Consider the following 14,226-nt stretch of genomic DNA (forward strand, 5'->3'; position numbering starts at 1 on the left):
GCCTTATCTTTTCAAAAGATTATCACAAAATATTATAATTTTTATATGACAAAACAAGAACGAGAAGAAAAATCACAAAAAGAATATGAAGAATCTTTAAAAGAAAGAGATAGACTTTCGGTTCAATGAAAATATAGAGCTAGATGATCTATTGCTTATTTAATCTATTTTCCTATTTTTTTAATTTTGTTTACTACTGTTCTTATTTTTATTTTTACTCTTGGAAAATTAGGATTTTATTTTATACCATTTGCAGGACTTCTTTTTACTAGTTGGGTTGCAATATATTTAATATTTGTTATAACTTGTAATTATGTTTCTTCAAACGGACCTGCAATATATGTACTAACGGCCATTATTCCTATTGGTGGTTTATTATAGGTTTTGCTATGGCTATTAATTTATTACGTTGATATAAAAAATTTTTGAGAAATAATACTGATGAAAAGCTATGAAAAGCTGCTTTTTATTGAAAATTATAAAAAAATGTCCAAAAATAAAAAATGATAATGCTAGTTATGAACATTATTTTTTGGTGAAGTTTAAATTAAACATAAATTATTTTAAAAATTCTTGTGCAATTTTTACAGTATAACAATTTGTAGTTAAAAAAATATTGTTTGGCAAAATAACATTATTTTTTTCTATTTCAATAACCTTATATTTAGAGACATATGTTTCATCTGTTATTTTGTTAGATAAAACTTTAAATTCAATAATTGATTCTATACATGTATTATTTTTGTTATATTTAATATTGGAAATATTAATTATTTGAATTAATTGCTTATTTTTATGATTATTTACGTAAATTAATGATAAAGCATTCATTAAAATTAAAGATCTATTTTTGAAGTATTCTTTTGTATATTTCTTGTCTAATTTTTCTTTGATTTTGTCTAATTTTGAATCATTTATTCAATATTTTTTTGTATGTTTTAAATAATCGTCATATGTGTTTATTATTTTAAGCCGATCATAAACATATATTTTAGACATAGCATTTTTATTATTATGTAAAAATTCATTTAATTTTTTTTCTGATAATGAAAAGCCTAAATTTTGATTTAAATATGTATTTATTTTAGATATTAAAAATCTTTTTGCATTTTCTTTTGATATACCCATTTTTTCAAAATTATCGGCATAAAAAGTTTGAAAATTATCAATTGTTGGTAAAAATTTATTTTCTTCTCATTCTTTTATGTTTGATTTTTGAATTAATTCTGAAAAACTAACATTTTTGTCATTGAATGAAAAATAAGAAAATTCATTTTTATTTTCAAAAAGAATATTGTGTTTAACAATTTTTTTATTATCACAAGAAATAGTTAATGTAACAATTGGTATGAAAGGCAATATTAATACGGGGAAAAAATATTTTTTATTCATAGTTATAACCCTTCTAGTATTTCAATAATGCGACCAGTTGTTTTGTTAACAATTATTCTATTATCTAATGATGTTCAATAATTTTTATCAATATAGTTAGGATTTATTGAATTAGTATTTTCAATATCAATTCCTCATTTTATAAATCTTATACATGAATTTATATATTGACTTCTAAAATCATTGATTTTATTATAAAAATCATCAATTATATTTCAAAGTGTAATAACGTTATTGATAAACATTACAGGAACTTTTTGTTTTATAACCTTTTGATATTTTTTTATATTATTTTCTTTATAGTTTTGAATAGTTGATAAAAAATAAGATAATGCACCAATTTCATATTTATTGTAGTAATAAATATTGTTGTTTCAAGAATCTATAAGATTAAATATGAATTTATGAGTTTCATTAGCAAAAACACCCATATATCTATCTTTACCGCCTGCAGTCATTGCTAAAAATATAGCTCACTTTGAAAATTGTTGCGCAACTTTTTTGTTTTTCATTTCTATAATTTGATTATTTATTGATTCTTTTATAGATTTAAAATGAAGATCTGAGTTATATTTTTGTATTTCGGCATATTCAATAATCATATTTACTTCCTATTTAAATTATATTCTTTAATAAGATAGTTATACAATTAATTAAAATAAGTAGAAATAAAAAACACAAATTGTGTTTGGAGATATACTCAATTTGAAATTATTCAATAATTGCTTTAATTTTAAAAATTGAGTTCATATAAATTTTATTTAATGTTGTTTTATCGTCATTAAATTTTGCTTTTAGTTCAAAAGTAGATTCAAGAATTCTGAAGGTTATTTTTTTGTTTGGATATTTTTTTCTGAAATTTGAAAGCTCATCATTAATCTTTTTAATAAAGTTTCTGATGTTTATCCCTAAATAACCATTATTTATATCTTGATAATAATAATTATTCATATGTTTAAATACATAAGTAAAATTAATAAATATTCTTTCTAATGCTTTTATAGCATTATCATTTAAATTTTCATTAATTAAATTTTCAAGTTTTTTAAGATCTTTTTCATTTTTGAATTTATCTTTATAATATTTTTTTAAAAAATTTAAATAATCAAATTTATATATATTTTCTTCAGTTGAAGAAATTGATCTTAAATAATTTTTTTTGTTTTCTTCAAGGCTAGAATATATGTTTTGGTAATATTTACTATAAGCATGTTCTTTATTTAAAAATACAACATCGCTATTCACCTTAAATAATGGAGGAGTAATGTTTTTTCATGGTGAAGAAGTATTTAAAAGTCTTGCATTATTTAAAATTCTATTTTTTGTATTATTAATATCATTTTTTTCCTGAGAAAAAGTTAGATCATATTCTTTATCTTTTTTTATTTCTTGAGTGTTAAATTTTGTTTTAATATTTAAATTATCATCATCAAAAAATTTGTTACGCTTTTGTTTTAACTTAGGATTTAGAGTTAAAGGTAAAGATATTAATAATGATGTTGCAATTATAAAAGAACCAAAAAGAAAAATATTACCTAAAATTTTTTTAGAATTCTTTTTAGGTTTAATTTTTTTTGGTTCTTCTTGAACATTTTTTTTGTTATTTTCAATATTGTTATTATCCATGATTTACTTTCTAAAATTATATAATGATAATATTCTTTGAATATTAATTCTTGCCATTTGATAATCACCATTTAATGTTTTATTATATAAATAGGCTAGAAAATGACTGATTATTCGATATTTATAAAAATCTTTAGGTTCTCTTTCTTCATATCAACGCCAAAATATATTTTCACTTGTTCTACTTAATCCTATGTTTTCAAACATATAGGCTATGTCTAAATATTTATTATTGTAGTAAGCAACTGATCAATCAATTATATAAATATTTAAATTATCAGTGAAAAATATGTTGTCAAGATTTAGATTGTTATGACAATTAGCATTCGGTTTTATTACTGATATCCATTCAAGTATTTCATCAACAATTTCCTTGCCGCCAATTTCCTCGTATAATTTTTCTATATCAATGTTATCTAGATATCATTTTATTTTCTCTTTTAGAATATTTGATGGAAATTTTACTTTCGAAGTATGGTATGTTTTCATTGCGTGAGCTAATGCTTTTATTTGTTTGTTATTTAGAAAATAAACAGAATTGCAATTAAGTCATCTTCAAATTATTCAGTTTTTATCTTCATATACACAAATAGGGACGAAATAAAAATTTTCAAGTACTGCTAGATCTAAACGGTTATCAAATTGATTATTAAATTTTTGAATAATGAATTTATTAGATATGGAATAATCTTTGCTTTGATATTTCAAAAGTGAATCAGTTATTCTATTTTGGGGAGGTTTAATTTTTGAATAAGTTGTTTCATATGCATTTTTATTAAATGTTTGCACTATATAAATATAATCTTCAAATATATTTGGGTCAAGGTTAAAAAAGGTGATTATTTTATTTTTATCAATACCTAAAAAAAGATGTAAAGAAACAGGATCAGCATATTTTGAATTATATGAAGAAAATTCAAAATCAATAAGTTTAATAAAACCAAATTTATTAACTAAAATATTATGTCTTTTGATGTTATTATGACTTAATATATATTCTTCATCTTTATATTTTTCAATTAAGTCTAAATATTTTTGGTCTTTGATATTAAATTGTAGTCAATTAAAGCGTTTAAGTTTTATATCTAAATGTTGAAAATTTTGTAGGCAATTAAAAATGCCATGTTCAATTTTTTCGTCAATGTTTAATTTGTATAAATCTTGGCCAGGGAATCATTTTTTGATTAAGCAACCATTTTTTGCATATAAATAATCTTTAAAATTACTTACTATTTTAGTTTCATTTGCATAATCGATAGGCAAAATGTTTTTTGGAATCCTTATTTGTACTCAAATGTTTTTAAATTTGCCTATGTATGTTATATTGTGAAAGCCTTCATAATAAAAACGAATATTTTTAATTTCACTAGCGATATTTGTGCCAAATATATTTTCAATTTTCAGAATTACATCATTAATTTCCTCGTTATATGATGCAGTATTTTTTTTATTTTTAAGATAATATTTCATTTATATACTTTCTTTAATGATAAAAGTTTTTTTAATAATTAATTAGTTATATTTTTTTATGTACTCGTTAATATATGTTTCAACTCTTTTGTTATATTTTTCATCAGGAAATGGATTAATTTTGTGTGCATTTATTCATAATACTATTAGTGCATTAACAATAATTTTATGTGCTAATAGATATTTTTCTTCATAATCATTTCCATAAGAAGCAAGAAAAATTTTTTCTTGCTCTTTAGTTAAATCGCTGCTTTCAATAAAATATGCAAGGTCAAAATGAACATCACCCATTGAAGCGTATTCTCAATCAGTAAAATATATAATATTATTTTTTTCAATCATATTAAATAGTCATAAATCATTATGACAAGGAGCTGATTTATCAATATTTTTAAGCAGTAAATTTATTTTTTTATAATACTTATTTATAGTTGGAACTTTTTTATTTAATGAACTAATTTTTTTTAGGTATATCTTAAATCTCCTCGATAATTGATTTTCTTGAGGGAAAGATAATTTAGAATTATGAAGCATTATAAGATTTTTGCCAATAATTTTTAATTGTTCATTAGTTAAAGTGGAAGGATTTAGTTGTTTACCATCAATTCATTCTGTTATTAAACTTTCTTTATCATTTTTAATAACTAAAGGATTAAAAGGTAAACTATTGAGAATTTTGTAATCTATTTTATGGTTAAATTCATCATAAGATTTAATTTTGATGAATTGATTATTATTTTTATCGAAATATGTTTTATTTGTATAACCTTGATTTTTTAATAGTTCCATATGATATTAAAAATCAATGTTTGATGCATATTTAGCATTTTCTTGAATAAAATCATGTCTTGGTTCAATGTCTTCGCCCATTAATGTAGCAAAGACAGTGTCACAGCTTGCAACATCATCAATTTGAACTTGAAGCATTTTTCTAACTGCAGGATCCATTGTCGTTTCTCATAATTGTTCAGGATCCATTTCTCCAAGACCTTTATAACGTTGGATAGCAACATTTCTTTTTTCTTCAAGTGATGCTAAAATTTCTTCTTTTTGAGCATCATTATATGCATATTGAACAACCTTTCCGGCTGTTATTTTATATAAAGGAGGTTGAGCTAAATATACAAAACCATATTCGATTAGAGGACGCATATATCTATAGAAAAATGTTAATAATAATGTTGTAATGTGAGCGCCATCAACATCGGCATCAGTCATTATGATAATTTTATGATATTTTAGTTTATTAATATTAAATTCATCAGTTATGCCTGTTCCTAAAGCATGAATCATAGTTGCAATTTCTTTATTACTTAGTACCGATTGAAAATCATTCTTTTCTGCATTGATAACTTTTCCACGCAATGGTAAAATAGCTTGGATCATACGATCACGACCCATTTTTGCTGAACCACCAGCAGAGTTACCTTCGACAATGAAAAGCTCAGTTAACTCAGCATTTTTAGAAGTACAATCTGCTAATTTCCCGGGCAAATTGCCTAAATCAAGACCATCTTTTTTTCGAGAAGCTTCACGCGCAGCATTGGCAGCTAATCTTGAGCGTTGAGCCATTAAACATTTTTCGATAATAGCGCGAGCATAATCAGGATTTTCACCCATATATTTTTCTAGTTTTTCGGAAATAATTTTGTTTGTAGCGATTCTTGCGTCTTTATTTTCTAATTTTCCTTTTGTTTGACCTTCAAAAATTGGATCAGTATGTTTGATTGAAATAATTGCAACAAGACCGTCTTTTACATCATCACGACTAATTTTTTCATCTTTGTTTCTGAATAATTTGTTATCCTCTGAATATTTATTATAAATTCTTGTTAAAGCATCATAAAATCCTTGTTCATGAGTTCCTCCATCAGGAGTTTGAATGTTGTTTGCATATGAAACAATATTTGACGTATAAGTTTCATTATATTGCATTGCAACTTCAACAATAACATTCTCACTTCCAGGAGTTTTATCTTTAAAGGTTCCTTCAGCATATATAATATTAGGAATTGTTAATTTTTTACCTTTATTTAATTCACTAACATAATCAATAACTCCACCTTCAAAACAAAATGTTCTAATAACATTTTTTTCAACATCTTCACATCTAATACTTAGTCCTTTATTTAAATAAGCAATTTGTTTTGCGTGGTCAATAATTGTTCCAAAATCAAAATCAACTTTATCCATAATAGTGTAATCAGGGTGAAACTTAATTTTTGTTCCAGTTTCTTCCTTTGGACAACTATCAATTATTTCAAGTGGTTTAACGGGATGACCGCCGTTTAAATATTTTTGATAATAAAGATTTCCATTACGTTTTACTCACACTTCAAATAAATCACTTAATCCATTAACTACAGAAGCACCAACACCATGAAGTCCTCCAGAAACTTTATAGTTACTATTATCAAATTTTCCACCAGCATGTAAAACAGTAAGTATAGTTTCAACAGCAGATTTTTTGGTTTTAGCATGAATGTCAACAGGCATTCCACGACCATTATCTGTTACTTCTATTATGTTATTTGGATGCAATTTTATTTCAATGCTTGTAGCAAACCCTGCCATAGCTTCATCGACTGAATTATCAACAATTTCTCAAATTAAATGATGAAGTCCTCTAAATCCGATTGAACCAATATACATTCCAGGACGTTTTCTAACTGCTTCTAATCCTTCTAATACTTGAATATTAGAAGCGCCATATTTTTTCGTTTCTTCTTCTTTATTCATATTTATGTCCTTATTAATTATTTAATTATTTTCATTAATAATTTTTATTATTTATTTATAAATAAATAATATAAATTATATTAAAAATTAAGTTTTATTAATATAAAAAAGCACGTAAACTTATAATTTTTATTTTATATTTATATTTTGTTTAGTTTAAAAATAGGAATAAAAGTTTAAAAATGAACAAAATTAAATTCAACTATATTTAATAAGTTAATGTTTGTTTAAGATTAATTAATTATTTTTGATTATCAATTTATTGTATTAAATTGCAGGATTTTATATGATGAAAACAATAGACCAATATTAAATTATTTGTAATTCTATTTATAAAATTTTTTAAGATTTTTAATTTCTTCTAATATTGATTAATCAAATTTAAGTTGTTGCTCATTAAACTTCTTTTGCTCTTTAAATTCATTAATTACTAATTCTTAAAATATAGTACTGCCTTTTTTTCAGGTATTCCATTCTTTTCTTCTATTTATATTGATTACGTCTACATTCTAATATAGAAAAAATTGATAAAAATTCGTAAAACTTTCCATTATATTTTTTAAAATTTTTTAAATTAATAAAAATGAATGTTTTGCTATAAAATAATAAAAAACTCATAATATAATATGAGCTAATTATTTCTATATTATTTGTGTTGTTAATATATCTATAATTCTTGCTTATGGAATGATTCTAATTTTGTTAGTCTTGTTTCAACTGAATCTAATTTGTTTTCAACTGAAGTTAGTCTATCTTCAATAGAATCTAAACGTTTTGAAAATGATTCATTAAATTTCTTTTGTTCTGCAAATTGCCGAGTTACAAATTCATTAAATTTAAGTTGTTGCTCATTAAATTTCTTTTGCTCTTTAAATTCATTAATTACTAATTCTTGAAATTCATTTTGTTTCATAGTTCTGCCTTTATTGTCTCTAACAATTTTATTGTCCTCATTTACGACAAAAACATAATATTTTACTTTTGGATTATCTGCGTCTTCATCTATATATGATTTTACATTATTGTATTTTTTTATATCTTTAATTAATAAATTTGAATCAAATTCATTATTTAAATTAATTAAATGTTGTTTTTTTGTCATTTTTTCTCCTTACATTTTCATTTTAAAGGGTAAATGTTTAATAAGTTAAAAATTGGTAAAAATTTGTGAAAACTCATGCCTTAATTTCTCAAAATTTTCCAAATTAATAAAAATCATAGTATTTAAAAGAGAAAAATATGCTTTGTTAATAATTAATCGCTAAAACACAAAACAATTACAAACATTATTTATATTATATTTTTCATATCTAATTATAAAAAATCCTCACTATAGTTTCTAATGTAGTGAGGAATAAATAATTAAATTTTCTATATTATTTTAATAGTGAACCCATATCAACATCAGCTCTTTCTTTTTCTGATGCCTCAAAATATGGGAAGTTAACTAGTTTTAATTTATCTGCAACATATATTGTTGGAAAGTTATAAATTTCAGCATTAAATGATCTAACTTTTTGATTGTATACTCTAATTGCTGCATATATTTCTTCTTCAAGAATAGTAATTTCACTTGATAATTGTAGATATAATCTATCTGCTTTAAGTTCAGGATATTTTTCAAGTTGAATATTAATTCCTGCTCTAACACTTTCTAAAATAGATGCATATTTTGCAGGATCCTTTTCTTGTTCCAAACTAACAAGTTTTGATCTCATTTTTGTTACTTCTTCAAGTGTTTCTTTTTCATGTTTTGCATATCCTTTTACAACATCAACCATTTTAATTAAAGTAGCATAACGTTTAGCTTGTGCTGCTTGAATTGTTGAAGAAGATTCAATGATGATTGATTGTCTTCTGCGATATTCATTTTTAGTTTTTATGTATCAAACTGTAGTAATTATTGTTCCAATAGGGAATAAAATTCAAAATAAAATTATTCAAAATTTGACTCCAGAAGGACATTTTGCTTCATGGATTGTATTATCAACATTTGGTTTAAAACCTTGAGTTGATTGTGAATTTCTTGTATCAAATTGCATATTAATCTCCTTGTTTTTTTAATATTAATAATTATATATTTTATTTAGGCGAATATAATCTTTTTAGTGCATTTGAAATGTTAGCAAATGAATATTCATTGTTTTCAGTTCTTAATATTTTGTCATCATTTATAAAAATACCTAATAAGTTATCATTAATGATAATTTTTGAAACATTTTTAAGTTTAGGGAATTGATTATAGAAATTATCAATTGTTATTATAGCATCTTGAACTTCTCTAGGATTTTTGAAGCTTATTTCATTTATGTAAATATTATTCTTTTGAATTAAATTATCATAATATTGGTCATTTGTATAATTTAAATATAAATTAGAATTTTCTGTTTGAATAAGTGAATCTTGATTAGATAAATGATAATTTTCTGTAAAAATAATTCTTTTCTTTTCGTGAATTGGGTAAAATCTAACATATGGAACTTCAATTATATGACCATGAACTATAACATCATCAATTTCATCAACAGCATGTCATGAATTCATTGATATGTCTTGAAATATATAATCATTATATTTTTGGTGTTTATCTGCAAAATAGTAATTATCTTTTCTCAAGTCATATTGTTTGTTTCAAGTAAATGGTTTTGATACATTAATTGCACTTAACAAATTGATAAATCCACCTTTTGAATCAGTTGAATATGTATTATCATCTTTGTAATCAGAAACATATCCACTTCCAATTTCTTCAAATGATTCAGAAAAAATGTTTTTATTGCAATATGAAATTGTTAGCATTTTAAAAATATTGTTAATAGAATCTCAAACATTTGTTCTAATTTTTTCAACAATTGAATCAACATTAATTAAAAATTTATTATTGTTAATATAGTCAATTAATCAATTCATTTTAGGATCATATTCAGAATTATTTATATCAGTGAATGAATAAGTGTATAAATTATTTTTTTCTTTTTTAAAATCACTTATATGAAAATGTTCTTTAACTTTTAAAAAGTTATTTTGTGTTGTCAAAGTGAAATATTGAATGAATTTAATTTCATCATTATAAGTAAATTTGAATGAATGATTGAAATCATCATTTTCAGGTAATGTTTTTCCTAATTTTTTAATTTTCTTAATTTCAGAAGAATTATATCCATCACCTATTTTGCTAAAAGAAAGTGAAGGAAGATAGTTAGTTGGGATGGTAATTGCATTAGTAAAATCTATAAATGGAGTTGGCTCAGTATGATACCCAGTATATGTTTCATAATGTCCTCCATCACCATTTGAATTTGAGACATAAACTGATATTGAAGCGGATGTAGTTATGTTTCTGTATCTAATTTGTGAATATACTAAATCATAAATATAACTATTACGAATATCATATTTATTTACATAATTAAAACCACAAAAATCTCTTGTATTTTCAAAAATCTTTATTTCATCATAAACAATATTTTTGACATTTGTTATTCCATATTTTTGTAAAAAAAGATTTTTAATATAGTTAAGGTTATGGTATCCAAAAATATTAATTAGATCAAATGCTTTTTGATCACCTAATTCATTTATTTCAGTAATTTTTTTGTTTTTAAAATCATTAAATTCTCTAATTATTTTTCTATTTTTTTTGAAAAATTTTATGAAAAATAAGCCTATTAAAATAACAAATAAAATCCCTATTAAAACATTAGAAAATTTTCTTGCTCCTATTTTATTTACTTTTTTATTATTTTTAATTTCATTAATTTTTGATTGTATATTTTGATTTTTTTGTTCTGTTGTTTCATCAATGTCACTATTTTTGATTATTTCTTTTTTGATAATTTCATAGAATTCATCATTAAAACTATCATAAAATGGTTTATATAGTTTATTAGCAGGATCGATAAAAACTTTTTCTAGATCTACAATGTCTTTTTTTAAATTATTAGTTGCAGTTTTCTTTCTATTGTTTTTATTATCATCTTCAATGATTTTTTGAATTTCATTTATTTCTTCTTCTAAAATATCATTTTTTTCCATATGTTCACCTATTTTAATATTTTTAATATTAATAATTATCTACTATTTAAAAATTAACTTTGAATTTTTATATCATTCTCAGTAATAGAAATTAAATAATAATAAAAAATATTGCATTGTTTGAATGCAATAAGTCAATGTTTCGATTAAGAAATAAGTTCTAAAGCGTCTAATATTAATTGAAGTTGTTTAGTGGCTTTTTTATATTCTTCATCATTTTCATACTTCTTATTTTTAAGTTGATCAAATGATTTCTTTTGAACTTCTATTAATGCTTTCTTGCCTATATTATTATTCATTTTTTCTAATAATGTATCAATTTTTTTATTAACTTTTTCAAGCATTTTTTCATATTTTATTTGTGCTATTGTTTTAACTGTACATGAAATTGATGTTACGATAGGTAATGATGTAGCAATTAATGTAGAAGATAAAATTAATAATTTCTTTGATGCTTTCATATGAACCATTCCTTTTAAAATTAGTGTTATATAAAATTATATAAGAATAATATGTTTTTTATCACCTGAATTTAATATTATGTTGTTGTTTTTATTATTGAATAATAAAGCATGTTGTAAGATGTATAATTTTGTAATAAATCCAATAATGAACTTAATAGTATTTTTAAGTAGAAACGGAATTATTAATGGATAAATTAAAAAAATCAAAAATACTTAAATTAACTTTGGGTATATCAATACCAGTAGTAACAATTTTATCAATTCATTTTGGCATAATCGGTTATATAAATGCCTCAAGATATAATGATTTAAAACCAAAAAAATTTGAAACTAAAAAATATTTATTTACGAGTCAAATAACTAAATTAAATGAACAAGCTGAAAAATATTATTCTAAGGGAGAAAATTTTATTGAATCTTCTCAATTTAAAAAAATTTTAGAAAATGTGACAAATCAATATAAATTTATTTTTAATGAAAAATATGGCCGATGTGGATGAAAAGGAAGCCAAGACAAGTATATAACTACATATTTAAAGATTAAACAAAAAATGTTTGATGAAATTTTTAAAAATTGTATTTTTAGTGATAAATTACCTGATAAAAATAATTTTTCTTTAAGACATCTGAATTCATATAAAACAATAATTTATAGAAATAAAATAGAGCAAAGAGGGGAAATACATTTTCAAAACAACAATTTATCAATATTAAGATATTTATATGAAAATACTTGAATGAAATTAAATCTAGATTTTAATAAAAAGATTGGAACTTTTCAAATATTTAATAATTTAGATATAAATATTCAAATTGGATTCAATATTTTTATGAAAGATTAAAAATGAATGAAAAATTAAATGTAAATAATAGTGGAAATAAAAAATTGAAAAAGAAAAATAAATTACTCCCTTTATGAATTATTTTAGGAATAATTGGAATAATTGGTTTTTTAATTTTGCTTATATGAAGTGCTTTAGTTTTGATAAAACACCCAAAATGTTAAAATAAATTTTCTTTATCTTCAATAATTGAATATCTTTTTTTGGACGAATTATCAATTTTTATTTCACTAGTTGAGGTAGAAATTGATTCTTTTTTATCTTTTAAAACTTTAATATTTTCAGCTTGTTTTTCTAAATTAATAGGTTTATTAATGTTATTTTCATAACGCTTTAATGTATTTATATTGATTGTTTTGGAAATATATTCTTCAGCGGTTTTTTCAATATTTTTTTCTTCAAATTCATTATTAGAATAATTAGATTCTTCATTTTCATTGTTCTCAACAATGTTAATAGCTTCAAAAGTTGTTGTATAAAATGGTGAATCATCATATGCAATTTGACTTTCTCCAGTTTTTATTGTATTAGTTATTGTATTTTCTTTTGTTTCTTCATTAATAGTTTCAATACGATAATCATTAATCAAATTTGTTTTTTCAAATTTTTTTGGGATATTATGTGTAATTTCTTCAGCTTCTAAATTAATTGAAACTAATGCTGTTTTTTCAAATTTATTTTGAATATTTTCATTGTTTATTTCTGTTATTTCATTAGATTTTTCTCTAGTTAATGAAGAATTAATGTGTTTATCATTTTCATTAATTCAGTCAATATTATCACTTTGTTTTTGTTCATTATTTATAATTATTTCTTCTTTATTAGAAGAATTTTCAACATTTATTATTTTTTCATTAGTATTTGTTTTAGTAGAATCAAGTTTAAAAATATTAGTAAATATATTGCTTTTATTATATTTATATTTATTATTTTGAATGCTTTTACTTAATTCCTCTTTAGCTTTATTGCGTTTTTCTTTGTTAATACTTAAAGTTTTAAATCTTAAATCGCTTATAAAAAATAAGGAAAAAGTTATCGCTAATATTAATAGTGAAAAAATAAATGCTAAAACAATACCTGTTTTTTTGCCTACCATTGATATTATTCCATATAAAAATGTACCAATAATTCCTGCATTATATTTATAAGGTAAATAAACATTTTTTCCATTTTTAAATGTATTGAATCAACTATTGAACAATACTTTAAAAGCATTTTTGAATGAATAATCATATATTTTAATAGCTACAAAATAGATTGTACTTCCAAAAATAAGTATTCCCAAAAAGAAAATTGCTAAACGTCATAAGCTAAAATGAAATATATTATTTAGCGAATATGTATTTTTTAAATTGAACAATTTTTTTAAACAAAATAGTAATAAGAATACATAAAAAAGAATTGAAAACATTCCAAATAAAATATTTATTGTATATGAATGCAGTGTTGTTAATCATTTAATGTTTAAAAAAGATATTGTAATAAAAAAACACAAAAACAATATTAAAATTGTTCAAAGAAAACTAGTATCTTTTCAAACAAAATACTGTTTTTCTTTAGAAATTTTCACTTTTTGGTTAGACGAAGTATTAATTTCAACGATTTCTTTTTTATTTTGGTTTTCTTGTGATTTTTGCATTTTAAATTAATTTTAGAGT

The 14,226-nt window shown here is 22.1% G+C and carries 13 protein-coding genes; 2 read left to right on the forward strand and 11 right to left on the reverse strand.

Annotated features, from left to right (window positions below; translation table 4 throughout):
• The first annotated feature begins 45 nt into the window (after positions 1-45).
• Positions 46-381, forward strand: a complete 336-nt coding sequence (locus LQ356_RS01415) for a hypothetical protein (RefSeq protein ID WP_405312052.1) — start codon at positions 46-48, stop codon at positions 379-381.
• Positions 382-558: 177 nt separating this feature from the next.
• Here LQ356_RS01415 and LQ356_RS01420 read toward each other — a convergent pair whose 3' ends face one another.
• The 10 genes from LQ356_RS01420 to LQ356_RS01465 all read right to left on the reverse strand — a co-directional run bounded on the left by LQ356_RS01420 (position 559) and on the right by LQ356_RS01465 (position 11,723).
• Complete coding sequence (locus LQ356_RS01420) at positions 559-1,392, reverse strand: hypothetical protein (protein ID WP_405312054.1); 834 nt, start codon at positions 1,390-1,392, stop codon at positions 559-561.
• Positions 1,393-1,394: 2 nt separating this feature from the next.
• Positions 1,395-1,994, reverse strand: coding sequence for a hypothetical protein (locus tag LQ356_RS01425; RefSeq protein WP_405312056.1), 600 nt, complete (start codon positions 1,992-1,994; stop codon positions 1,395-1,397).
• Between the two features lie 109 nt (positions 1,995-2,103).
• Entirely contained in the window at positions 2,104-3,018 is a 915-nt protein-coding gene (locus tag LQ356_RS01430; RefSeq protein ID WP_405312058.1) for a hypothetical protein, read from the reverse strand.
• Between the two features lie 3 nt (positions 3,019-3,021).
• Positions 3,022-4,488: a phosphotransferase family protein gene (locus tag LQ356_RS01435; protein ID WP_405312060.1), complete on the reverse strand. Its 1,467-nt coding sequence runs from the start codon at positions 4,486-4,488 to the stop codon at positions 3,022-3,024.
• A gap of 42 nt (positions 4,489-4,530) precedes the next feature.
• A complete protein-coding gene (locus LQ356_RS01440; RefSeq protein ID WP_405312061.1) occupies positions 4,531-5,277 on the reverse strand; it encodes a phosphotransferase in 747 nt (248 codons plus the stop codon).
• Between the two features lie 6 nt (positions 5,278-5,283).
• Positions 5,284-7,227, reverse strand: a complete 1,944-nt coding sequence (gene gyrB, locus LQ356_RS01445) for a DNA topoisomerase (ATP-hydrolyzing) subunit B (protein WP_405312063.1) — start codon at positions 7,225-7,227, stop codon at positions 5,284-5,286.
• A 667-nt stretch (positions 7,228-7,894) separates the two neighbouring features.
• Entirely contained in the window at positions 7,895-8,329 is a 435-nt protein-coding gene (locus tag LQ356_RS01450) for a hypothetical protein (protein WP_405312065.1), read from the reverse strand.
• A gap of 274 nt (positions 8,330-8,603) precedes the next feature.
• Positions 8,604-9,269 (reverse strand): LemA family protein, encoded by a 666-nt coding sequence (locus tag LQ356_RS01455; protein ID WP_405312066.1) that lies wholly within the window; start codon positions 9,267-9,269, stop codon positions 8,604-8,606.
• 40 nt (positions 9,270-9,309) lie between these two features.
• On the reverse strand, positions 9,310-11,262 hold the full coding sequence (locus LQ356_RS01460; protein WP_405312068.1) for a hypothetical protein: 1,953 nt from the start codon (positions 11,260-11,262) through the stop codon (positions 9,310-9,312).
• 146 nt (positions 11,263-11,408) lie between these two features.
• A complete protein-coding gene (locus LQ356_RS01465) occupies positions 11,409-11,723 on the reverse strand; it encodes a hypothetical protein (protein WP_405312070.1) in 315 nt (104 codons plus the stop codon).
• 188 nt (positions 11,724-11,911) lie between these two features.
• On the opposite strand from LQ356_RS01465, the gene LQ356_RS01470 reads away from it, so the two are divergent.
• Positions 11,912-12,568, forward strand: coding sequence for a hypothetical protein (locus LQ356_RS01470; protein WP_405312072.1), 657 nt, complete (start codon positions 11,912-11,914; stop codon positions 12,566-12,568).
• A 160-nt stretch (positions 12,569-12,728) separates the two neighbouring features.
• On the opposite strand, the gene LQ356_RS01475 is transcribed toward LQ356_RS01470, so the two are convergent.
• On the reverse strand, positions 12,729-14,207 hold the full coding sequence (locus tag LQ356_RS01475) for a hypothetical protein (RefSeq protein ID WP_405312073.1): 1,479 nt from the start codon (positions 14,205-14,207) through the stop codon (positions 12,729-12,731).
• Positions 14,208-14,226: the final 19 nt, after the last annotated feature.

Source organism: Metamycoplasma faucium (assembly GCF_045160055.1).
Taxonomy (GTDB): domain Bacteria; phylum Bacillota_I; class Bacilli_A; order Mycoplasmatales; family Metamycoplasmataceae; genus Metamycoplasma; species Metamycoplasma faucium.